The sequence below is a fragment of the Hathewaya proteolytica DSM 3090 genome (assembly GCF_900142225.1).
Classification (GTDB): Bacteria; Bacillota; Clostridia; order Clostridiales; family Clostridiaceae; genus Hathewaya; species Hathewaya proteolytica.
This window is the reverse complement of record NZ_FRAD01000008.1, coordinates 81,011-105,679: the sequence shown is the minus strand read 5'-3', so window position 1 is coordinate 105,679 and position 24,669 is coordinate 81,011. Positions and strand designations below refer to the sequence as shown.

The 24,669-nt window shown below is 32.4% G+C and carries 24 protein-coding genes and 1 other annotated feature; of the genes, 5 read left to right on the top strand and 19 right to left on the bottom strand.

The features are described from left to right. Nucleotides 1–22 precede the first annotated feature (22 nt). The 16 genes from BUA73_RS05750 to BUA73_RS05675 form a co-directional block, all read right to left on the bottom strand. Complete coding sequence (locus BUA73_RS05750; protein ID WP_072903190.1) at nt 23–877, bottom strand: hypothetical protein; 855 nt, start codon at nt 875–877, stop codon at nt 23–25. Between the two features lie 2 nt (nt 878–879). After that, nucleotides 880–1,206, bottom strand: coding sequence for a hypothetical protein (locus BUA73_RS05745; protein WP_072903189.1), 327 nt, complete (start codon nt 1,204–1,206; stop codon nt 880–882). After that, nucleotides 1,206–1,496 carry a Mor transcription activator family protein gene (locus BUA73_RS05740; protein ID WP_242942337.1) on the bottom strand — a complete coding sequence of 97 codons (291 nt, stop codon included), beginning with the start codon at nt 1,494–1,496 and terminating at the stop codon, nt 1,206–1,208. The genes BUA73_RS05745 and BUA73_RS05740 overlap by 1 nt, the downstream gene beginning before the upstream one ends. A 754-nt stretch (nt 1,497–2,250) precedes the next feature. Further along, complete coding sequence (locus tag BUA73_RS14340) at nt 2,251–2,472, bottom strand: hypothetical protein (protein ID WP_242942336.1); 222 nt, start codon at nt 2,470–2,472, stop codon at nt 2,251–2,253. Further along, nucleotides 2,473–2,598, bottom strand: a complete 126-nt coding sequence (locus BUA73_RS14505; protein WP_278319407.1) for a hypothetical protein — start codon at nt 2,596–2,598, stop codon at nt 2,473–2,475. A gap of 16 nt (nt 2,599–2,614) precedes the next feature. After that, a complete protein-coding gene (locus BUA73_RS05730; protein WP_072903188.1) occupies nt 2,615–2,926 on the bottom strand; it encodes a DUF960 family protein in 312 nt (103 codons plus the stop codon). Between the two features lie 143 nt (nt 2,927–3,069). Next, entirely contained in the window at nt 3,070–3,375 is a 306-nt protein-coding gene (locus BUA73_RS05725; protein WP_072903187.1) for a hypothetical protein, read from the bottom strand. Nucleotides 3,376–3,395: 20 nt separating this feature from the next. Further along, nucleotides 3,396–3,734, bottom strand: a complete 339-nt coding sequence (locus tag BUA73_RS05720) for a hypothetical protein (RefSeq protein ID WP_072903186.1) — start codon at nt 3,732–3,734, stop codon at nt 3,396–3,398. Between the two features lie 121 nt (nt 3,735–3,855). Continuing rightward, nucleotides 3,856–6,615 (bottom strand): N-6 DNA methylase, encoded by a 2,760-nt coding sequence (locus BUA73_RS05715; protein ID WP_072903185.1) that lies wholly within the window; start codon nt 6,613–6,615, stop codon nt 3,856–3,858. Next, entirely contained in the window at nt 6,612–7,406 is a 795-nt protein-coding gene (locus BUA73_RS05710) for a DNA-methyltransferase (RefSeq protein ID WP_072903184.1), read from the bottom strand. The genes BUA73_RS05715 and BUA73_RS05710 overlap by 4 nt, the downstream gene beginning before the upstream one ends. Before the next feature lie 160 nt (nt 7,407–7,566). Continuing rightward, nucleotides 7,567–8,046 (bottom strand): 23S rRNA (pseudouridine(1915)-N(3))-methyltransferase RlmH, encoded by a 480-nt coding sequence (gene rlmH / locus BUA73_RS05705; RefSeq protein WP_072903183.1) that lies wholly within the window; start codon nt 8,044–8,046, stop codon nt 7,567–7,569. 45 nt (nt 8,047–8,091) lie between these two features. Continuing rightward, nucleotides 8,092–8,865, bottom strand: a complete 774-nt coding sequence (gene arsM, locus BUA73_RS05695; RefSeq protein ID WP_178139229.1) for an arsenite methyltransferase — start codon at nt 8,863–8,865, stop codon at nt 8,092–8,094. A gap of 259 nt (nt 8,866–9,124) precedes the next feature. Beyond that, the gene (locus BUA73_RS05690; protein ID WP_072903181.1) at nt 9,125–9,622 is read right to left on the bottom strand and encodes an SEC-C metal-binding domain-containing protein; all 498 of its coding nucleotides are present in this window, start codon (nt 9,620–9,622) and stop codon (nt 9,125–9,127) included. Between the two features lie 99 nt (nt 9,623–9,721). Continuing rightward, nucleotides 9,722–10,285 (bottom strand): GerMN domain-containing protein, encoded by a 564-nt coding sequence (locus BUA73_RS05685; protein WP_072903180.1) that lies wholly within the window; start codon nt 10,283–10,285, stop codon nt 9,722–9,724. Between the two features lie 41 nt (nt 10,286–10,326). Next, the gene (locus BUA73_RS05680) at nt 10,327–11,118 is read right to left on the bottom strand and encodes an MBL fold metallo-hydrolase (RefSeq protein WP_072903236.1); all 792 of its coding nucleotides are present in this window, start codon (nt 11,116–11,118) and stop codon (nt 10,327–10,329) included. Nucleotides 11,119–11,169: 51 nt separating this feature from the next. Beyond that, entirely contained in the window at nt 11,170–12,426 is a 1,257-nt protein-coding gene (locus tag BUA73_RS05675; protein WP_072903179.1) for a UDP-N-acetylglucosamine 1-carboxyvinyltransferase, read from the bottom strand. A gap of 249 nt (nt 12,427–12,675) precedes the next feature. Here BUA73_RS05675 and BUA73_RS05670 point away from each other — a divergent pair, with 249 nt between their 5' ends. Next, the gene (locus tag BUA73_RS05670; protein WP_143146977.1) at nt 12,676–13,233 is read left to right on the top strand and encodes a hypothetical protein; all 558 of its coding nucleotides are present in this window, start codon (nt 12,676–12,678) and stop codon (nt 13,231–13,233) included. Nucleotides 13,234–13,298: 65 nt separating this feature from the next. On the opposite strand, the gene BUA73_RS05665 is transcribed toward BUA73_RS05670, so the two are convergent. After that, on the bottom strand, nt 13,299–13,724 hold the full coding sequence (locus BUA73_RS05665) for a DMT family transporter (RefSeq protein ID WP_072903177.1): 426 nt from the start codon (nt 13,722–13,724) through the stop codon (nt 13,299–13,301). A 236-nt stretch (nt 13,725–13,960) separates the two neighbouring features. Between BUA73_RS05665 and BUA73_RS05660 the strand changes: the two genes are divergently transcribed. Genes BUA73_RS05660 through BUA73_RS05650 form a run of 3 tightly spaced genes read left to right on the top strand, consistent with a single transcriptional unit; the run spans nt 13,961 to nt 20,455 of the window. After that, on the top strand, nt 13,961–15,997 hold the full coding sequence (locus BUA73_RS05660; RefSeq protein WP_072903176.1) for a HAMP domain-containing methyl-accepting chemotaxis protein: 2,037 nt from the start codon (nt 13,961–13,963) through the stop codon (nt 15,995–15,997). A 40-nt stretch (nt 15,998–16,037) separates the two neighbouring features. Then, nucleotides 16,038–17,252, top strand: a complete 1,215-nt coding sequence (locus BUA73_RS05655) for an exonuclease SbcCD subunit D (protein WP_072903175.1) — start codon at nt 16,038–16,040, stop codon at nt 17,250–17,252. A gap of 47 nt (nt 17,253–17,299) precedes the next feature. Beyond that, nucleotides 17,300–20,455, top strand: coding sequence for an AAA family ATPase (locus BUA73_RS05650; RefSeq protein ID WP_072903174.1), 3,156 nt, complete (start codon nt 17,300–17,302; stop codon nt 20,453–20,455). Nucleotides 20,456–20,523: 68 nt separating this feature from the next. Here the strand turns inward: BUA73_RS05650 and asnS are convergent, their stop codons facing one another. After that, complete coding sequence (asnS, locus tag BUA73_RS05645; protein WP_072903173.1) at nt 20,524–21,915, bottom strand: asparagine--tRNA ligase; 1,392 nt, start codon at nt 21,913–21,915, stop codon at nt 20,524–20,526. Nucleotides 21,916–21,983: 68 nt separating this feature from the next. Continuing rightward, nucleotides 21,984–22,223: a binding site (T-box leader), on the bottom strand. A 267-nt stretch (nt 22,224–22,490) separates the two neighbouring features. On the opposite strand from asnS, the gene BUA73_RS05640 reads away from it, so the two are divergent. Then, a complete protein-coding gene (locus BUA73_RS05640; protein WP_072903172.1) occupies nt 22,491–23,378 on the top strand; it encodes a selenium metabolism-associated LysR family transcriptional regulator in 888 nt (295 codons plus the stop codon). A 76-nt stretch (nt 23,379–23,454) separates the two neighbouring features. Here the strand turns inward: BUA73_RS05640 and BUA73_RS05635 are convergent, their stop codons facing one another. Next, the gene (locus BUA73_RS05635; RefSeq protein ID WP_084672091.1) at nt 23,455–24,489 is read right to left on the bottom strand and encodes an MBL fold metallo-hydrolase; all 1,035 of its coding nucleotides are present in this window, start codon (nt 24,487–24,489) and stop codon (nt 23,455–23,457) included. Between the last annotated feature and the right edge of the window lie 180 nt (nt 24,490–24,669).

Here is a 24,669-nt window from a genome sequence, read left to right as displayed (position 1 = left end):
ATAAATAAAGCTTTATTAAAACTTAGTTATAACTTAAAAACTGTGTTCCACCTGTGGCATAAACTGCATAATAGTACATCAATTCATTACTATCTTTTAAATAAACAGCAACCTTGTAATACTTTATTCCAGCTTCATCATATTCTGGTGTAGAAATGATTTCTAATCTTGTATTACCAGTGTTTATATTAGTATCTTTTTCGGCGTATTCTTTAGCCATCTCTGGTGTGAATTTTTCAGCAATCGCTTTCGATTCTTTTTCTTCATCCTGTTTCTGCTTTTCCGCTTTTATTGAATTATATTCTCCAATACCTTCTCCCAAACTAAGCTCTAATTTATTTAATTTAGTTAAAATATCTTGTGGTAATTTAAAGTAAAAATCTTTATTACCTATTTCTTTAATCTCCCCTTGAATCTCATTATACTTCTCATATTCTTTATTCTTAAGTACCTTTTCATATTCAGGAATTTTCCCTCGTATCTCCTCTATGAATGCTTCCCTTTCTTTTACATCAGCCTTTAATTTTTCAACATCCTCTTTTAATGTATCATATTTTTTATATTCATTATTCATGTCTTCTAAATACTCATTTGCCTTATTAATATTACCTGCATAAAATTCTGTTTGTGCACCCTTGTAACATTTTATAATATTCCACAACTTGTCCACTTTCTTATTATTACCATCTACTACACTTGCCAATGCTTCCTCTGCATAATCATAATCTCTTGCTTCTATTGCTTTAACAGTATTTTCAATCATTCTCTTTTCTTCATTATTACCTTTACCTATAAAACCAATGGTTATAAAAACTATTACCCCTACAATAATTAAAATATTTTTATTAACTTTAATTTCTCTACCTTTTATATTCATAACTACTTATCACCCTTATGCTTATTCTGCTTTTTAGCAGTTACTTTATTATAAATTAATATTATACCATAACCTAGTATTGCAATTATAGCTATTATCTTTGCTAATCCCCATACTACAGAAAGGAAACCACCTAATAAACCAGCAATAATATTAACGATAAAAGCTCCAGCAAGAACACAACCAAAGAAGAAACTTATCAATGCCCCAAATCCAAAATGTTTAATCTCAAACAAATTATTTAGTAGCATATATATACCTATTCCTACTATTAAACTCATTACTAATGCTACAAAAGATACTAATCCACCTGCATCAAAAATATTCATTATTTCTTTTCTCCTCTCTTCCTTTTGTTTATCCCATTTTTTTTTATTACTTTTTGTAGCCAATTACATGTATATCCTAATTTCCTTGATATCTGTTTTAGGTTCTTTCCATCATAATACTTATTTAAATAATCAATTACATATTTATCCGAATATAATCTCACTGGAAATGTTATCTGCTGACCTTTATAATTCTCATATACTTTTAATGTTATCTCATGCCCTAAAACTTCAACCATATCCTTATAGATACCTCTGTAATTTTCACTCTTCTTCCTCATATTGCCCATTCCATCACCTCCTTTTTTAACTTAATATAATCTTACTTTCTTTATAAGTTTTTTATAAGATTGATAAAACAAGTGATTTTCTATTGTAAAATCACTTATAATCTTTTAACTATTCTTACTCCTTTCTTTGTAACTATATAGAAAAGAGTTAATGTTTCTTTCATTAGAAACATTAACTCTTTTATCATATTTATAATATATATTTGAACATATCAGTAAAAACAGTTTATTTAGCCTTTATTCGTAGCTTTTATTCTGATTGCTATTATTTATTCACTCTTTATGAAATCTCTGTTTTCTGATGTGTTATCATAGCTTTTTGAAGTATTCCTCCTACTGAATGACTAGGATTGTCTATTGTTTTCTCATATTTCAAGTAAAGGTATCTATTATTATTTTCTTATGTTTATGACTTCTTATTTCGCTTTTCTTTATTAATCACTTCTTAATTTCTTAACTTATAATCATTAGTATTTATTAACTACTAAAAAAATATAAACATTTTTTACTTTAGGTTGAAAAGGGGGATAGGTGGTAGAGATTTTAGAAAAGTATTTTTAGTTTCATCAACTTGAAAGTTACTATGCAATTTTCTCTTCCACTCTGCCCCCTTTGCCCCCTATTACTTTCATTATTATACTTATTAATTCTTTGTTTACTACTTCTTATTTATTGCTTCTACTGATGTTGCTACAACTGTTAGTATTGTTCCAACTACTTTTATTACTGTTACAATATCCATTAATTTCTCCTCCTATCTCTTATAAATGTATATGTATGAGTAACTATCTAGTACAGGTATTAACTTTACTACATACTTACCTTCTTCAAGCTCTATATATACTAAAGCTTCTTTATCATAACCTATACCATTACATAGCTCTACAACTTTATTGAAGTCCCTTATCAATATAAACTGAATGTAATTTAGTTCTTCTTGTAACTTCTTTAGGTTTATTTCTTTTCTATCATTCAATTATATTATTAATTCTCTTGGATTCCATTGATTAGAAAGTCCTCCATCATAGAAGTCGAAACGCATTACTCCTAAAAGCTCTTTACTATCATAATCAAAGGTCTTTTCTTTACTTAACTTCTTCATTTTTTCCCCCATCTCATCAATATTCCCAAGGAAATAACATAGTACTCCCTTCAACTCCGTTGTCTATTACATATACCTTAATTTCATTATCAATCTCAATATCTTCTAACTCTATTTCATATGTTCTTGAATATTTAGGAACTTCTTGACTTTGATTTATTACAATCTTATTATCTTCTTTTCTTAGCTTGAACACTTGTAAGTAATCTAGCTCAACATTTCCTTCATCATTCAACTTATCAATCATACTCCATATAATAAGTTGTAATCTTATATCAATTTCCTCATTTACTCCTCTAGTTACATATCTATTATTTTTCTTGAACATACTTCTCTATCTCCTTTTCATTACAAGTTTTTATAGTTATCTTTCCATTTCTAATTACGCCTACACATAAAATTCTTTTCATTACCTTCTACCTCCTAAAAATAATAAAAGTCTTAATCACTACATCAATAGTAATTAAGACTTTATACTTTGCTTATTTCTTGTTTTAACATTGTTATAAATTCTTCTGAAAATACTTGATTCTTTATTGATTCTTTTATTAGCTCTAATAACTCTAATTCAGTCACATCAAGGCTTCTTGGAATATATGTTTCATCACCTCTTCTGGTTGCTTTATATACACAGAACCTTACTTCATTTCTTTTTAGCTCTTTGATATAGATTTTTTCAATTGTATATGTATACTCATCATCTCCAACTTTTCCTTGGTTTATTATCTTACAGTACTTAGTTTCTTTGATTATCTTATCTTCGCTTTTCTTACTCACATCAATTTAACCTCCTTATCTTATTCTAATAGGAACTTAGAAAGTTCTTCGGTTGTTACTACTAGAATTGAAAAATCACTTGAAAGTAAAAATAGTGAAGAAGTCCAATTAACTCCTTCACTACATTCAATGACATCAGTATATTCTGGCACTAAACCTTGTAATTTATCTTGCTTCAATACTTCGATATCTACGATATTTTCTGCTATAAGTATATATCCACCTAAATCATTGTCAACCTCTCTATCCTCCCCATAATTTTCATTTAGTATAGAAATTATTTCTCTAGTACTTTCAATAATTTCTCTTGAATATTTACTTAGCTCTAAAAACTGACTTTCATTATAAATCTTTCTCATTATATATATCCCCCTCTACAGAAAAAAGTTCTTACACTCATTACAAGTGTAAGAACTTTTATTGTAAATATAATATATATTTAAAAAGTATTTTTATTTCATACCTGTTTATTTTATGTTCTTATTTACCTACTGATTTTCTTATTTTGAATAGCTGTAATAATGATATTTTTATCCTATCATAATATTCTTCTAATCCAAAAGCTCTTAATACGGCTTTATCAAAATTAATTCTATCATTTTGTGATAATTCATCCATAATAGGTTTTACCCCTCTAGCTTCTAGCTTATTATATAAATCTTTTATATTTTCTTTATCATCTTCAGAAATTAATTGTGGATTTAGCATTCTAAAACGTTCTTCAACTTTACTTTTATTTATGTCTAAGACACCTAATCCTCTACCAAATCCAATCGCTTCTATATAGAAAATTCCTAATATACTATTTAACATTGCTACTAATATTGATAAGTCATCATTATTGTTATTCCTAACTAAACCTGTTAATCTTTGGTCAAAAAAAACAGGGTAAGGTGCTTTTGAGAAGAATAATCTTTCATCAGGATTAATCAATAATCCTATATCGAAAGTACTATTTAATGACATCTCATACCAATGAATATTAGCTCTTGCTAATTTTTGATTATATATTTTTCCATTTTTATCTTTAGCTCCATCAAATTTAGCTATCCAATTTCTCGCTCCATTATGCCCTAATTCTTCTAATTCCTTCAATGTTTTACCACATACAAACCCATCAATTGATGCATTCAAATTCATCATATAAGCAGAAGTATCTAGTTTTTTCATAACTGGAACTATATACTCCTCTTCTATATTATGTTTTTTAGGATAAAATAAATCATTACATCCTCTACGTTCTCCACGTTTAACAACAAAGTAATCCGTAATTGGTACTAATTTATCCTTTAAATCTAGTAACCATCTACAATCTGTAAATAATGAATTTTTAATCATTCCTATCTTGTCCAATTCTTTTATATCATTAGTTGAATAGTTATTTATAGTAAATTCTCTAGTATCTATACCTTGTCTAATTTTTGCAACTAACTTAGAAGCATTATCAACTTGTGATACTACATCTCCACTCCCTATTAATTTTGCTATATCTTCATTTACTACAATAAATTTAATATTATCCTCAATATTAACATTTCTTTTATTTAAAATAATTATATTAGTTACAACATCAGCATTCTTAAACCATCGTGCTTTACCTGATGTTATTATACATTCTATGTTATACCTATTTTGCAATTCTTCAAAAAACTTATCCCCAAACTCTGTCCCTAACCATGAATTAGAAACAATAATTCCTATTCTACCTTGCTCTGTTAAAATTTCATCTAACTTCAATGCTATATACGCATATAAATCACTTCTTCCATTAAATATAGAATTTGTTTTATTTATAAACTCTATAGCTGTACTATTTAATTCTAGTAAATTTTCTTGTTGAACAAATGGTAAATTAGATACTACAACATCATACTTACCACAATCAACACTAAGAATATTATTACTATTTACATCATGTATTGAGATTCTTTCACCCTCTGATAAATTAAAAACATCATCTTTGTAAATATTTATTTGTTGTCCCATATTTTCTGGGCTTGTTAATGCTAACATTGCAAACTGTAATGGATATCTGAATTTATCTCCTGCCCATACTTGTTTAATTGCTTCTTTACTCTCAATACCAGATACTTTCTTTATATCATAAACAGCTTTAGCAATTGTACCAGTTCCACAACACGGGTCTAAAACCCTAGATTTTTTATTCTTAATAGTCAATGCTGAAAGAAAGACTGCTAACTCTCTAGGTGTTGAAAACTGTCCTGCTACTTTTCTTTTACTCCTAGTTACTACCTGTGTTAATACCCCTTCTAAGATAGTATCATTATAGTTTGTGAAATCTAATTCTACTAAATATTTATTAAAATTTAGTAGTATACTTAAAGACTCATCATTAATATATCTTTCTCCCATTTTTTCTTCGAATATATTGTAAAAATCACATTCACTTGATATATTATCAAAAGTTTCTAGGCAATCCTCAATAGAAGATTCCTCATTTATTCTATCTATTACATTAGCTTTACTATTATATTTTTTTAAAATATTAGCAAATATAAACTTATTCATTAATGAAATAATTGCAAGCTTAGATATTTCAAACCACTTATTAGCCTTTTTACCATAAGTAATTCCCTCCATATCCCACCATAATAATACTTCATCATTTAAATCTCCATTAACTATGCATTCATTTTTAATTGATTCAGCACAATTTTCTATATTATCAAACATTAATGATAGTAATTTTTCACCCGATATTGAATTTAATACCTTTTCACTTTTTAATATTCCATTTCTAAAAAAATAATTTAAATCATCTAAAATTATATGAAGTTCATTTCTAACTTCATGCATATTATATGCTACTTCTGCACGAGTTGTTATGTGTGCTAATGAATCCCACTCTTTTATAACTTTAAACTCTTCTGACTCATTACTTTTTACATATAACTTAGCAATAGATACATTCCATATTAAAAAACTATTTACCCCTAGTAATTCTGCCTTAATTTTTGCATTATCAATAAGCTCTTTATCTTCAATACTTGTATCAGGATATTTTAATTCCCATCCTTGTAAAATACTTGTTTTTCCTTTATCTCCAAATAGCAATGTATCTGGGAATAATGAGCCTCCCCCAGTTGATAGGCTCATTTCTCCACCAGCATGTTTTATTACGCTCTCATCATTTTTTTCATAAATGTATGTATTTATATCTGAAATTAAATCAATTGCCCAACTTCTTTCATTTTCACTAGTACTACCTGCTTTTCTCATATATCCCCATCCCCACTTTCAATTTTTTTATATGCTTCACTTATTCTCTCATTACAAACATCAATTAAATCTATCTTATGATTTTTATATAATTGAATATCTTCATTTTTTTCTATTCCTATAAATCTACGATTTTCAAGTATAGCTGAAACTAAAAAACTTCCACTTCCACAAGCATTATCTAAAACTACAGCATTTTCATCCGTAAAGGTTTTTATTAAATACCTCCCCAATTCAACTGGTTTTTGTGTTGAATGATATACTTTTCCTTCCGATTCAGCAGTCTTAAAATATACAACATCTGTAGGATATCTCATCCCCTCACTTTTAACATGAACTGGATTAAAATCTCCATAGCTTCCTGTAAGTTGATTTTTTCTTACTCCTTTATCATATGGTTCTCCAGCCGTCATTTGTGGTTTATATTTAGGTTGCTTCTTATAAAAAACACATATGTCTTCATGTTTTCTTAATGGCTGTTTTTTTGCATTTAAAAAATTAGTTGCTTTTGACTTTTCCCACACTAATTTATATTTGAACCATTTTTCATTACTTAGTATCAATTTAGCTGTAAATATCCCCTGTGATGTTAGTACTACAACCCCATCGTCTTTTAATATTCTTTTATACTCTTTCCAAAGTTCATCAAGTGGTATGACAGAATCCCACTTATTTTGTGTTGTTCCATAAGGTAAATCACACAATATCATATCTATAGATTTATCTTCAAAATTTTTCATAACTTCAAGGCAATCGCCTTTGATTACTTTATTTAAATACTCTTGTAACATTAAATTCCCTCCTGTCTTTATAGTAAATTATAGCATATCAAATTTATATATAAAATAAATAAGTTACTACAAAAACTAGTAGTAACCTATTCTTTATATCTTAATTCATAATTCATATAATTATCAAAAATTATTCATCCAATTTCAGTAAAAACCTCATTTACTTATGATACGGTTCTCCCTTCATTATCCTATATCCTCTGTATATCTGCTCTAACAGCATTACTCTAAACAGTTGGTGAGGAAAGGTCATTTTAGAGAAACATAGTTTATAGTTGGCTCTATTCAATACTTTTGGTGCGATTCCAAGGGATCCACCTATGACGAAGGCTATGTGACTTTCACCCTGAACGCCTAGATCGTCTATGTACTTTGCAAATTGTTCTGAGCTTAGATGATCCCCCTTTAGATCTAAGGCTATGACAAACATATTGTCTCGGATGTTCTTCAAAATGGATTCACCTTCTTTTTCCTTGATGGCAAGCTCTTCTTTTTCGGAAGCGTTATCCGGGGTTTTTTCATCTGTTAGCTCTACTATGTTTATCTTGCAGTATCTGCCTAGGCGTTTCGTGTACTCATCCACAGCATCCCTCAAGAATTTTTCTTTTATTTTTCCTACCACAATTAAAGTTATATTCATGTATGCTTCCTTTCCACAAGCAAATTCATTTTGCTTATTATATTGTTATTTTTTAGCTTTAATAATGGAGGACATGATGTATTCCCCTACGGACAAACCTTGTGCCCACTGCTCTGCGTATTCTTCTGATACAGGCTTTGTCTCTATTACAATATCTTTAAACCCTGCTTTTTTCAGGTAAATCGTTAACTCTTCCACGGAAGAGGCACCTGTAACTCAGTTGCAGTAAAGGGAGTCATCTTGCTTCATCTCGTCGGTGAGTTCTTTCATGCGCACCACATCGGAAATGCAAACTCGTCCACCCACTTTAAGCACACGATAAGCTTCATTGTAGACACGCTGTTTATTGGTAGAAAGATTTATAACACAGTTAGATATTATAACATCTACAGTATTGTCTGCCACTGGAAGATTTTCAATTTCTCCTAATCTAAAATCCACATTTCTATATCTGTGGAGCTTTGCATTTTTTCTTGCCTGAGTCAGCATTTCAGGAGTCATATCCACACCTATGACAAGGCCTCTTCTTCCAACTTTTTTAGAAGCTAGAAAGCAATCAAATCCCGCTCCACTGCCTAAATCCAAAACTGTTTCCCCTTCCTGAATATTGGCAGCTATCTGAGGATTTCCACAGCCAAGTCCTAAATTGGCGTTTTCCGGCACTAAATTCATGTCCTCTGCCGAATACCCTATACTCTTTGATACGGTTTGTGCTTTATTGCTATTTTCAACAGTATTACCACTGCCACAACAACAGGTATCCTTGTTATTGTTACCTACCACAATGTTTTTATAACTATTGCGAACCACATTTCTCATGTCTTTCCCACTTATATCTTTTTGGCTTATATCTTTTTCACTTATATTTATATCTTTTTCACTTACATCTGTGTCTTTAAATTCTTTCACGATTTTCTCCCCTCTCTAACTATAAAAAATTCCCTTTCTAAAAATCCGAAAAAAGCTCTCTGCAACATAGCAAAGAGCTGTTAGAAACTCCATAAGAGTTTTGATTTTCTAAATTTTGATTCTCTAAATTCAAATGTAGCATAAAGCTGTTTTGCAGACTAATTGCAAATTATTTACCGCAACACTTCTTGTATTTCTTACCACTTCCACATGGACATGGGTCGTTTCTACCTATTCTCACTTCTTTAACTACAGTCTTAGAGTCTCTGTAATCCTTCTGTATTGATTTTCTCTTGTCAACTGAGAATATAGCGTCCCATTGTGGTAAAGTATACAGGTAGTCAGCTTTAGAATCTAGCATATTGAAGTAAAGCTTCTCGTAGTCAATATGTACATCAAGCTTTGTATCTCTTTCCATGTTCTCTAAATCTAATTCCTCATTTAAACTATCACTGATGCCATCAATTAAGCCCATAAATTGAATTGCATCAACATCAAATTTACTTGCCAACTCTTCTACAGTTCCTTGAAGAGACGTAATTTGCTCTCCTAAAACCTTTTTATAAAATCCAGTTTCAACTTTTCCAAAAGTATCCCAGAATACATTTTCTCCCTTGTTTTTTACAACATCAACTACATAATCATTCCATTCCTTATATAAAGACATGTTCTTCCCTCTCCTTATGATTAGTTTATTAAGATATTATTATTTTATCACAAACTGTAAATGTGTAAACACCCAATTTTATCTTATATGAAGTTCTTACTATTTAACTTGTATTTTTGTAAATTCATTTTGACCTTTAAGAATAGGTTTTGATATATCATAATTGCCACCAATAGTTTTTATACTTTTGCTATCCACCTGAATAAGTATTTTATCTATTCCGCTGAGCTGCGATAAAGATGCCGATATAGCCTTAAGACAGATCTCTTCCTTTAAAGGTTCCATATTTGATTGAATTTCAGGACTAAAGTTGACTATAGCCATCTTTTCCTTTATAGAAAAACTTATAAGCTTAACATCCTTTGGGAAAACTGCTTTCAAGTTGCTTTTAACAGATGGTCCCTTTAATAACTCACCTACAATAAGCTCTCCTATCACTTCCTGCCTATCCAAAAGACGCTCTTCTTTGCCAACGCTGACACCTCCAGTGGAAGTAGAACTATCGAAGTATAATTCTAATTTCAACGGTTCCTCCTCACTCTTAGCGGACTTTTGAAGATAATATTTCCCATTGGAAACCTTAGATGATTTATCTGTACTACACCCAATAAAATACAAACTGGTAATAGCAATTAAACTTATTATGGCTAATGCTTTTTTCATAAATTTCTCCCCTTACCTATTAATACCTTTGTAATTTAACCTTAAAGTTTTATAACTTTACTTGGCCTATCTCTATAAGTCATAGCTAATTCTAGATCTCTGCCAACAATGATATTTTCCTGTCTTAAAGTTTCCTCTACGGTTTTATATGCAAGTTCAGGATAATTATTATTTTTGCTTAAATGTCCTAAAAAAACATGCTTGGCACTTTTAGTGTGGACTATGTAATCCACCAGTGCCTTACCACAGTCATCATTAGATAGATGGCCAATATCACTTAATACGCGCCTTTTTAGACTGTATGGATAAGTGCCAAATTTAAGCATCTCTACATCGTGATTACTTTCCATGAGAAGCACCGTCGAGCCATTAATAGCATCCTTTACTTCCTCTGAAACATATCCTAAGTCAGTAGCTACTGTAACCTTCTTATCATCAATATATACATTATATCCCATAGGTGATACAGCATCATGGGATATACCGTATCCTTTTATGGTTATATCGCCTAGGGTTAGCTCTGTTTTATCTATTACCTTTATGTTGCACTCTTTAATTTTTCCCAGTTGACCTTCCATAGCTGTCCACGTTTTTGCATTGGCAAATATAGGTACATCTAATTTCCTAGACAATATACCTGCGCCCCTAACGTGGTCAATGTGTTCATGAGTTATAAATATGCCCTTTATGTCCTTGGGGTTCTCTCCAATACCATCTAAAGCATCCATAACCCTTTTTCCTGCAACTCCAGCATCTATGAGAATCTTGGTATTTTCACTTCCAATTAAAATGCTGTTGCCGCTACTACCACTATATAGTGGACAAAATGTAATCATAATTATACACGCTTCCTTATTTTTTCCTAACTCTTTCTCAGTATCCCTTTATTCCGAAATTCTTTTTATGTGTGCACCTAGCATCTTGAACTTTTCCTCAATATGCGGATATCCTCTATCTATATGCTCCACGCCAACAATTTCTGTAGTACCCTTTGCTATTAAAGCTGCTACAACTAATGCCGCCCCAGCTCTTAGATCTGTAGCTTCAACTAAAGTTCCATTTAATTCTGGAACACCGGATATCTTTGCAACCCTGTCTTCAACATCAATTTTAGCACCCATTTTCTTTAGTTCTTCTGTGTATTTGAATCTAGACTCATACATAGTCTCCTGTATAACACTATTCCCTTTAGCTACAGTCATCATAACACACATAGGCTGTTGAACATCCGTTGGAAATCCAGGGTACGGCAATGTCTTTATGCTAGCCGCCTTAAACTCACCCTTAGATACAACGCGAATAAAATCATCGCCCTCTAAAATGTTTACGCCCATTTCTTTAAGTTTGGCAGTTACAGCCTCCAAATGCTTTGGAATGACATTTTTTATGACCACATCTCCACCAGTCGCTGATGCAGCTATCATATATGTACTTGCTTCCATTAAATCTGGTACCACACTATATGTACAACCTGTAAGTTCCTCTACGCCTTTGATTCTTATGACATCTGTACCTGCACCCTTTATATTGGCTCCCATTCCATTGAGATAGTTAGCTAAATCTACAATATACGGTTCCTTTGCAGCATTTTCTATAACAGTAGTTCCTTCCGCTAAAACCGCTGCCATCATCACATTTATAGTTGCGCCTACACTGGCAAAATCAAAAAATATATTTGTTCCAATGAGTCTATCAGCCTTAACATGTATAGTATTTTCATCTATTGTTACCTCAGCACCAAGAGCTTCAAACCCCTTAATGTGTAGATCGATAGGTCTCTTTCCTATAGGACAACCTCCTGGAAGATCCACCCTAGCTTCTTTAAATCTACCAAGTAACGCTCCAAGAAGATAATAAGAGGCCCTCATTTTTCGAACTTCCTCACAACAGCCATAAAGCTTATTTATTTCAGTGCTGTCTATAGTTACATTGCTGCCATTGTGATGAGTTTTACAACCTATACTGTTGAGTATTTTAATGCTACTTCTTATATCTTCAATATCTGGAACATTTTCTAATGTACATATTCCCTTACTACAAAGAATAGATGCCGGTATGAGTGCTACCGATGCATTTTTAGCACCGTTTATATCTACTTCACCATGAAGTTTATAGCCTCCATCTACAATTAATTTATCCATATGTTGCAAACCTCCACACTAATCCATTATAATTTATCTTCACACTGTTATCCAAAATCTATAATAATCTATTATATATTACTTCATCTGATTTCAATATTACATATTTCCACAAATTCCATTATACCATATTACAAGACTACATTCCTAGGAAATACTTTAATGTTTTTCATTTTTTATATTGAATTTTTCCACCAAAACACTTATATTAGAATTATTAAGGATATTTCAGCAGTTTTGGAGGGAAAGATGAAATTACAAATTGTTGCTCTTTTAGATGAAAATTATATATCGTGCCTTGAAAGCATGCAAAAAACTGTGTGCAAAAGATACAAGGCTTATAAATGCACCCCTTCTCTTTACATCCCAATGGTCACAACCTTAAACTCAGATGTAGAAACCTTAAATAAAATCTTATATAAGGTCTTAGAACCATATAAAAAATTTAAAGTAAATGTAGTAAATAGCTTGCACGTAAACCTTGATTCAAAGCTTTGCTCCATTGGAATATCTCAAATGGGATACATATCTAGATTAAATAGAGCCATTCTTGAGGGGTTAGAACAGCACAATATTTCCACAGAAAACTCCATTATAAACAACCCAGCTTTCGATTTCAATGTGCCACTGACGTCCTGCAACTATACATTGAAAAAGTTGTCCACTCAAGGCAGTGTGCCCTTTGTAAAGTCACAGCCTACAGACTCTATTTTAAATTTTACGAGAATTTCAAAACTAGAAATTTGGAAAATGAACGGTTCTAAATTTGATTCCGTGATAAAATCCTTTGAACTAAGACAATTCTAATTTAGTAAAACCCACCATTCTAAACTCGGTGGGTTTTATATATCTCTACAGTAAACTTATTTATTTTATTTGTATTTGAATACAATAACTCCAATAACAAGTAATAGTACTCCAATAAATTTATTCAACCCAAAAGCCATCCTCTCAATACCAAACCATCCAAAATAGTCTATGGCAGCCGCAGATATTAACTGAGATATAAGTATGACAGATACAGCACAGCTAGGACTTAGCGCCTTCATTGCCACAACAACAGTTGCTGTTATAAACGTTCCAATAATCCCCCCAGTAAAGTATAACTTCCCCACGTTCCCTATTTCACTCCAGTTTCCTTTTCTAAATATAAAATATATGACAACTGTAGTTATAAGTGCTATTCCTTGCACTATTAAATTAGTCTCCCACAATCCAATCTTTTTTGTTACATTCGTATTGAAAACTCCCTGTATACTCATCAACATTCCCGATATCATCGCAATTATTATTCCCATTTTTTCACTCCTTCAAATTATTATAACTCTTTTCATTAATTTATCCCAATATATTGAATTTATGCTATGATAAGTCGAATTTTTGTTTTATTTTTGTTTAATCACTAAAATTATTAAAAAAAACCATTAAAACTGTTCATTATTCCAGAAAAAACTTTGAAAATTTTATATACTTACAATGTTCATTATGTATAATATTTGTGTAATATTTTATTATTTACATCGGGGGGATAATTATGAAGAAAAAATTTATTAAAATACCGTTGTTTTTTAAAATTTCAATGGTAGTATTTGTAGTAATGGCAGTAGAATTATTGGTGTTTTCAAATTCTACATCAAAGAAAGTAACTGATGGTATGTCATTATCATCTAAAAATCATTCCATAGCCCTTACTAAGTCAGTTATGGAAAAGTTAGAAAATAATCAAACTTGTGAAAAAGAACTTTACTCTCTTGTAGACAACAAAATCCTCAGTATAGGTTTCATGTTAAACAATGTTCCTTTTAATTCAATTAATAGCAATATGCTCATGACTCTTTCCAAGGATACCTCAATGTCCGAGATAAATGTAGTTGATAGTAATTTTAAAATACTTTATAGCAACATGTCAGATAATGTGGGTTATATTTACCCTAGTGACCACAAAATAAGAAATCTTGCTGCAGATAATAAAAATTATCTTCTAGAGGAGGCAAGGGTAAGTACTGTAGACAACAAAAGCTACAAATATGGAACTGTAAAATTAAAAAACAATGCTTATGTACAGATTGGTCTTAGCGTAGACAATATAAAAAAATTATTAAACAAATTTACAATGCAAAAGAGTCTGGAAAGCCTTAAAGAAAATAAAAGTGTTTTGTATGCTGCTATGGTGGAGCCCAATGGCAATATATCGGCACACTCTGAAAAGGACCTTAATTCTAAAAAATTTAATATGCCTTCACTTCTTTTAAAGTCTCAAAAAGATAAACCCGTAGTCATAGATTCATATGTAGGTAAATACAAACAACACGTTAAGCACATATCAGTACCTTATATTAAAAATGGTGCATTCCTTGGCTCTATAATAATAGGCATAAGTAACGAAGACACCTTATCACTGCTTAAAAACATAAACGATTCAAACTTCACAGTTATGATCATAGGATTATTGCTGTCTATTGTGGTGCTTTGGATTACCTTGGTCATAATATTAAGACCTTTAAAAAAATTAAATAAAGCTACTTCGGAAATAGCGGAAGGGAATTTTGATGTCAAAATAAATATAAAATCCCGTGATGAAATAGGTGTACTAGGCAATAACTTCAAATGTATGGTGGAGCTTCTCAACGAAAAAATGACCACTCTAAGGGATAATGTGAAAAAAAGTTCTCTTGAACTCCTAAGGTTATCCTCATCACAAAGTGATTCAGCTAGCACAAATTTTGCTTCTTTTGAAGAAATTCTCTCTGCTTCTCAGAAAGTTACGGAAAGTACTACTATTGCATCTGAAAGCGCACAAAAACTTAGTGACAAAGCCATGGAAACCACGGAAATCATGGCGTCTATAGAGGAAGAGATAAAAACAGTCTTATCTTCCACTGAATCTACTGAAATTCATGCAAAACAAGGTAGTGAAGATGTAAAAGATATGGTAAACAAAATCATTGACATAAATACTAGCATGTCTCTCACAAAAGAAAAAATGGATAGTTTAATTAAAGCTTCTTCTGAAATAGAAAAAATTACTTATTATATTGACGATATCGCCAATCAAACAAATCTCCTGGCATTAAATGCGCAGATAGAATCCGCAAGAGCTGGCGATGCTGGCAGAGGCTTTGCCGTAGTAGCCAATGAAATAGGGAAGTTGGCCAATGAAAGCCTTACATACAGCAAAAACATCAATAACCTTGTTAAAACTACACAAAAACAAATTGAAGATATGTTAAAATTAATAACAAACAGCAGTGTAAAAACTGAAGAAGGCAACAAAGTTGCTATAGTTATGAAAAATACCTATGACAAAATCCTAAATAGTTTTTCTGTATCTGATGACAATCTTCGCAGTTCCTCTGAAAAAATGTTCACTGTCGTTGAAGCCGTAAAAGAATTTAATAATGCTGTAGAGAACATTACTCAGGCCAATGAAGAAATTGCCGCTAGTATGGAAGAAATATCTTCCAGCATAAATGAGCAAACTAATAGCATGGAGAAACTCATGGAAGAAGCAGATTTACTTAACAATACGGCAGACCTCCTTGAAAAGAGCATAGATGATATAATAAAATAGGTATATAATCATAATGTAAAATGGGTTGGAGGTGAATGAAATGAGAATATTACACACATCAGATTTTCATCTTGGCAAAAACCTTGAAGGCTTTAGCCGTATGGATGAACAACAGGAATTTCTAGAAGACTTTTCACAACTTGTTATAGATAAAAAAATAGATCTTGTAATCATAGCTGGGGATATATACGACAGCAGCAACCCACCAGCCAGAGCAGAAAATATGTTTTATGAACTACTGAAGAAGATTAGCAATGATGGAAAGACTATGACTCTAGTTATATCAGGGAATCACGATAACCCTCAAAGGCTTGTGGCTGCTGCACCACTAGCTATGGAACATGGCATAGTCATGGTGGCCACACCAAAAACAGTAATTCCCCCTGGAAAGTATGGCATGAACGAAATATGCGATTCTGGAGAAGGTTATATTGAGGCATACATTAATGGAGAAAAAATAGTGATTCTCACCGTTCCATATCCTAGTGAAAAAAGACTAGACGAGGTTTTATATGACATAGAAGAAAGTGACGAAGAAAAAGCTATGTGCTATAGCCATCGTTTAAAGGGTTTGTTTGACAATCTAAGTCAACATTACAAAGATGATACTATAAACATTGCCACATCACACTTGTTCGCCATGGGCAGTGAAGAAACAGGCTCCGAACGCAGTATTCAATTAGGGGGTTCCTTCATAGTAAACTGCGATTGTTTTCCAAAAAAAGCTCAATACGTGGCATTAGGACATATACACAAACCTATGAGTGTGCCTGGAACCATGGGCAAGGTCAGATATGCAGGTTCACCACTGCAATATAACAAAAATGAAATCAATTTTACCAAGGGCTGCTATATATTAGACATCCATTGTGGCGAAGAACCAGACATAGAAACTGTAAATTTTAAAACATATAAGCCTATAGAAATATGGAAATGCTCCAGTGTGAATGACGCCATAGATAAATGCCGTGAAAACGGAAATAAAAATTGTTGGGTATACCTGGAGATAGAAACAGATAGCTTTATCAGCCAAGAGCATATAAAAGAGATGAAAAGCTACAAAGATGACATTCTTGAAATCCGACCTATTATAAAATCTGAAGACCAGGAAGATAACGAGGATCAATGCTTTAACTTATCAGAGAAAAGCTTTAAAGAGCTTTTCTCTCAATTTTATATAAAAAATAGAAAAGTAGAACCAGAGGACGAAGTTATACAAGAAGCATTGGCAATTATGGAAGAAGAAGAAATATAAGAAAATCGTTAAAAAATTATTTCATAGAAAGGTGTGAACGGCGCATTATGAAACCTGTGAAATTAACAATTAAGGGTATAAATAGTTTTATTGATACTCAAACTATAGATTTTAATCTACTGGATTCAAGACGGCTGTTTGGTATCTTTGGTCCTACGGGTAGTGGTAAATCTACCATTCTAGACGGCATGACTTTGGCACTTTATGGGGAAATGGCACGAAAGAGTACAAATTTTGTTAATTCTAATGTAAAAACTGGCAGTGTAATATACGAATTTGAGATTGGAAAAAAACACAGAAAACATTACAGAGTAGAAAGAGAATTTAAGAGAAATAAAGACAATGGTATAAATAATTCTCTTTCAAAAATCATTGAGATAACTCCAGAAGGCGAAGTAGTTCTATGCGATAAAGCTAGAAGTGTCACCGAAAAATGCATAGAAATTTTAGGACTTACTTGCGAGGACTTCACTAGAACTGTAGTACTCCCTCAGGGCAAATTCAGCGAATTTTTAAAGCTAGAGGGAAAACCTCGAAGGGATATGTTAGAGAGAATATTTGCCTTGGAGAAATACGGTGAACAATTCAGTTCAAAGTTATCCAGGAGATATAGCAGTGTAAACACTCAAAAGAATAGGCTAGAAGGCAACTTGCTTGAGTACGAAAACATAACCGAGGAAGTATTATGTGAAAAAGGAAGAATTCTAAGTGCTGCCACTGAAGAACTTAAAAATGCTACAGCCTCTTTGGGTATAATTAAGCAGGAACACCAGCATTGTCAGCAAATTTGGTCATTGCAACAGGAACTTCAAGGGTTTATAAAAGTTGAAGAAGAACTTCAGCAAGATAAACCCATATTTGACCATGCCACGGGAAAAGTAGAAAAAGCAAATAAGGCTGCACTGATAAAACCATATATAGACGATTTTCTCAATGCTTCTTCTAGCATAAAAGAGAAGAATGGCTCTTTACTGGAAAATAAAAGGGAGTTTCAATTACTTCTTGTAGAAAAAGAGAAGTTAGACAAAAAATATACCGAAATCACCACCATAAAAAATGGAAAATATAAAGATCTGATTTCTATACGAGGTAAAGTTCAGGATGCCCTTGCAAAAGAAATAGAGTTGATTTCTCTAGATGAAGAAATCATCAGCTTAAGAACAGATTATATGGAACAGTCCACCAAATGCAAAGCCATGGAGTCTAAGACTGTAGAGTTTAAACAGCTCATATCAGATTTAGGCACAGGCATAGCTAGCCTTGAGATACAGGAATCAGAGACCAAGGGCTCTCTTGATAAAAAGGAGCAAATCCTAAAAGGTATAGAACTCTTAGATAAAAATGAAGAAGCTAAGAAAAAACTTTTGTCATTGGAAACTTCCATTAAGGAATATGGTGCAGACATTGAGAAAAATAAAATATTACTACAACAGAGTAAGAACCATTATGAAGAAAAAAAACATGTAATTGCAGAGCTTACGGTTGAGAAATCTAAACTTGAAAAACACTTGGAAGATTTACAGGAAAAATTAAAAAATGCTGAAAGAGAAAATTTAGCTATAATATTGAGAACTCAACTAGTGGAAGGAGAGCCATGTCCCGTATGTGGAGTAATACACAAAGGTGATTCCTTAAAATCCTTGCATAATTCTACACCCACACCAGACATTACACCTAATATAGACCAACTCTCTTTACTCATAGAAGAAGTAAAGAAAAAGGTATGTTCCACAGAGGAATCCATTTTAAAATTAAGAGATGACCTTTCAAAATTAGAAGTATCCATGGGAAAATTTGAAACCATCATGGAATCCTGTGAAAAAAATATAATTTCCCTTAAAAAAGAATACGAGGATATAACAATTTCCAGCTCCCGTATAACAACACAATTGTCAGAGTTAAAAGAGAGCCTATGTATACAAGATTTTCAAAGCAGCCTAGAGCACATGCGAAAAAATGAAATTCTACTAAAAAATATAGAATCTGAACTGAAAACCAATAGGCAAAAACTCCTTACTTTGCAAAGTGAAAACGAAAAAAATGATAATGAACTGAAAAAAGCCTATGCATGTGTGACTGAAATAAAAACAAAGGGCAGTGAAAAATCTGAGCTATCAAAAAAACTCCATAAGGAACTAGATACCCTAAAAAATGGTCGCGGTACTCTCAAGGAATATTATAAAGAACTAGATGAGGAAATATGTACTATAGACAAAAGTTATGCACAGTGTGAACAAAATCGCAATGATATTGTGGATAAGCTTAATGACATTAGTAAATATATAGCATCTCTAGAATCAGAAACAACTATGTTACAACATCGCATAAATTCTGCAAAGGACACAATTTCAAAGAATCTTGTAAAGCTTGACTTTGCAAGTATGGAGCAGGCCATGACTTGCTATGTTAGCGAAGAAGAAATGGTTAAGCTGAACAACTTTATTAAAGAGTATGAAAAACGCAAACAAGATATAGAAAGTAAAATATCCACAACCAAGGAAAAATTGCAGGGAGAAACTCTTTCACAGGATCAATGGCAAGAAATATGCCAAAAGTTAAAAGACACTGAAGATAATGTAACGGAATTAAATAAGTCAGTTGCCCTATATCGTCAAGATGTTGATAATATAAAATCAAAGTTAATGGCAAAATCCAACCTTCTATCTGAAATGAAAAAAACTGAACACACCTTGAGCATACTAAAAGACCTGACAGATTTATTTAAAGGGAAACGGTTTGTGGAATATGTGGCCTCTCAGCAATTAAAATATATATCCCGTATTGCTAGTAGGAATCTATCTACCATAACAAACAACACTTACAGTTTAGAAACCGATGAAAACAGCAGTAAATTCATGATTATAGACAACAAAAACGGGAATGCCAGAAGAGATGCTTCTACATTGTCCGGTGGAGAAACTTTCCTTATTTCATTGTCACTAGCGCTGGCACTGTCTTCGCAAATACAATTGAAGGGTACAGCGCCACTGGAGCTATTCTTTTTAGATGAAGGATTTGGTACTCTAGATGACGATCTACTAGATGTGGTATTGGAATCTTTGGAAAAACTTCATAGTGATAACCTTTCCATTGGCATCATAAGCCATGTGGAGAAAATCAAAGAGCGAGTCCCTGTAAAGCTTCTAGTATGGCCCTCAGAATCAGGACTAAAAGGAAGCACAGTAAAAATAGTTAAAAGTTAATCTCATTATAGCAAAAATCACTTCAGGTTGTGTATTTTCATACTTTTCCTGAAGTGATTTTTTATATTTTAAAATTCTGCGTTATTTGGTGTTCTTGGGAATGGCAGCACGTCTCTGATGTTGTTTACACCTGTAAGGTACATAATTGCCCTTTCAAATCCAAGACCAAAACCAGCATGTTTTGTTTCACCGTATTTTCTAAGGTCTAGATACCATGAGTAATCTTCTGTATTTAATCCAAGCTCTTCTATTCTAGATACAAGTTTGTCGTATCTCTCTTCTCTTTGGCTTCCACCTATAAGCTCTCCAATTGCTGGTACAAGCAAGTCAGCAGCTGCCACAGTTTTATTGTCATCATTCATTCTCATGTAGAAAGCTTTGATTTCCTTTGGATAATCCGTTACGAATACAGGTTTGTTAAATATCTTTTCAGTAAGATATCTTTCGTGCTCAGTCTGTAGGTCTATGCCCCACTCCACATCATATTCAAACTTCTGTCCTGATTTTTGAAGAAGTTCCACTGCTTCAGTATAAGATACCCTTCCAAAATCAGAATTTGCAACGTGTTTTAATCTCTCTAAAAGCCCCTTATCTACAAAGCTGTTGAAGAATTCCATTTCCTCTGGAGCATTTTCCATGACAAAATTTATAACGTATTTTATCATTTCCTCTGCCACATCCATATAATCTTTCAATTCAGCAAAGGCCATTTCAGGCTCTATCATCCAGAATTCACTGGCATGTCTTGTGGTGTTTGAGTTTTCTGCCCTAAAAGTTGGCCCAAATGTATAAACATTTCTATGAGATAGGGCAAATATCTCAGCTTCTAACTGCCCACTTACCGTAAGATTTGTCTCCTTACCGAAGAAATCCTGAGTGTAATCCACTTCACCATTGTCATTTTTGGGAATGTTGTTAAGGTCTAAAGTCGTAACCTGGAACATCTCTCCAGCACCCTCGCAATCACTACCTGTGATTATTGGGGTATGAACATACACAAATCCCTTGTCAAAGAAGAATTTGTGGATTGCATATGCCGCAACAGATCTTACTCTGAAAACTGCTGAGAAAAGATTTGTTCTAGGTCTTAAGTGAGCTATGGTTCTAAGGTACTCTGGAGAATGTCTCTTCTTTTGAAGTGGGTAATCTGCATTGGACATTCCTTCTACCACAACTTCCTGTGCCTTTATCTCGAAAGGTTGCTTTGCTTCTGGAGTTTCAATGACAGTACCAATTATCCTTAACGATGAAGATATAGGTAGCTTTACTAACTCTCTAAAGTTTTCTACGCTATCATCCAATACAATCTGTACGTTTTTGAAGAAACTTCCGTCATTAAGCTCTATAAATGCAAAAGCCTTCGAATCTCTCAACGTTCTAATCCAGCCAGTAAGCTGAACTTGTTTACCAGCGTATTCCGCTGTATTTCTGAAAATACTTTTTATTAAAGTTGTTTCCATTTTTTCTTCCTCCTATATAAAAATTATCTTTATTTAAATGCAAATAAAAAAACCCTTCGCTCCATAAAATATGGGACGAAAGGCATAATTCCGTGGTACCACCCAAGTTGAGATAAACTCCACTCTTAACTGTTGCAGATACAACATCCATGCTGTAACGGTATGGCTCCGACTAAGCCTACTAAGCATTACGCTTTTCGGTTAGTAACTCTGAGATGTTCTTCAGTATGACATTCGTATCAGGCTTACACTACCCCTGACTCGCTTCAACTAAGCTTCATACCTACTCTTCTCTTCATTGTTTTTATCGCATTAATTAACTGATATTCTAGCATTGTTTAATTACAGTGTCAATAGTTTTTCATTTTAATTATACAGTTATAGTATGAGAAGTTTATATCAATCCCCATACATTTTTTGTAATTTTTTTTGATATTAATATACTATATTTATATATTCTCATTTGTAAAGGGGTTATTCAAAATTTATTTATAGATTTTTTCACTAAACACTATTGATATTTTCAATAATACATTACATAATAGAACTATGAACATTTTATGGGAGGTAACAAAATGGATTTTAAACAAATTGAAGCTTTTATTAGTGTTGCAAAATATAAAAGTTTTTCCAAAGCAGCAAATGTTATATTTTTATCACAGCCTACAATAAGCTCACACATCTCTAGTTTAGAAAAGGAGTTAAATATACAACTTTTTGACAGGTCATCAAAGGAAGTTAACCTCACTCCTGCTGGTAGTTCATTCCTTGATTATGCCGTAGATATTATAAATACTAGAAATCACGCTGTTCTAGCATTATCTGACTTTAATTCCTGTGTATCTGGCAAACTAAATCTATCAGCTAGTACCACACCTTGCAATTCAATCGTTCCAAGTCTTCTTCAGAACTTTAGTCAGCGATACCCTAGTGTTACCTTTAATATCAATGAACAAAGCTCCGGTAGAATATTGAAGGACATTGAGAACTTGGACTGTGAATTAGGCATCATAGGTAGTGCCATAAATAACGAAAGGATTAAGAGCTATAAGTTACTAGAGGACGAGCTAGTTATCATTGCAAATCCAAAATTCAACTTACCACCATTATTAGATATAAACAAGCTATACAAATACCCGTTCATATTCCGAGAAAAGAACTCAGCTACCCGAACTACCTTTGAAAACCTTCTTTCTTCCACTATAGATTTAAATAAAATAAATGTATACTGTGAAGTTAATAACTTGGATACCTTGCTTCAATTTGTAAAAACAGGTATGGGAATTTCCATAGTATCCTCAAAGGTTTACGATAATTATGCATATGACAAATCTATTATGTGCAGCAAGCTTAAAGACATCAGCATAAAGAGAAATATCTTCCTTATAATGAATTCCAAAAGAACCCTTAGCCCAACTGGAAGAGCATTTTTCAACATGTGCAAGGAGCTGTACAATTTCTAAATACATAAAAGGCTGTACACAACCTACGAGGATATGTGGACAGCCTTTCTTAGTATCTTATGCAAAATTTACTACATTAATTTTCGTATATGCTTCCAGTTTCATTTACAAATGTCTGGTTTGGCATCTGTTCTTTAAACATCTTTGTAGCCTTAGGACCTGTACAATGAGAAAGTCCTATCTTTTCAACTCCAAGTTCCTTGAAACGATCAATAGTGGACTGGATCTTTTCATCGGAGGCATCAAGAAGATGGAATCCACCTATAACAGCATAAACCTTTTTCCCTGTTCTCTGCTGAATTGTGTTTACAATATTAAGTATCCCTGTATGAGAACAACCTGATAAAATTACAAGGCCCTTATCTGTCTCAATAGAAACTGCTACTTCCTCATCAAAATCATCTACTATGTAATTGTCCCCATCTTTCACCAACATATTCGGTGCTAGCTTGTCTCCTTCGTTAATAGTGAAGTGTCCATGCACTGTCATACCTTTTTCCATGTCTTCACTGTCACCATTAATATAGCTGATTTTCACACCTTTGTCTGTAACATCCTTTTCCTTAAAGTTAATTCCTACTGGAAAATATCCTGGCTTTCCATCTGTAAAGTCAAATTTCTTACCGACTTTATCATAATAATACTTATTGTCTGATAACTCGAAGAAAGAATTTTTTAAATATAATTTTGTATCCTTTGCGTCGTATTTATTTAAATAAGGCATAAGTCCACCACAATGGTCGTAATGGGCATGACTTAACACCATATCATCCACCTTGCTAATGTCTACATTCATCTTTTCTGCATTTTTTATAAATTCTCCAGCTTTTCCAGTGTCAAAAATCACCTTTTTGTCACCATATTCGATTAAAACAGAGAAACCAAATTCATTCTTTAATGTCTGATGTTCCTCATTTTTATTTTCAGCAAGAGTTGTTATCTTAAGTTTTGGACTAAGGTTATCGGTGCTGGCTTTTTCTACCACTGTGCCATTGTTTTTATTATTATCCTTATTACTGTTATCTGCCTTATCACTTTTGCCACATCCTGTGATTCCTAGTATGCTAACTAGCAGTGTTGTAGCTATTAACTTTTTAATCTTTTTACTCATCCTTACATCTCCTCAAAATCATATAATACCGTTGTACAACATTTGTTATTATATATTTGTTAGAATTGTTTGTCAAATTTCTTTTTTAAATAGTTTTTTGCATATTTATAAGTATTATCTATCCTTGAAATTAATCGTTTGCGATTTTCAAAAACTCTGCACGAAATTTCAATGTTATGT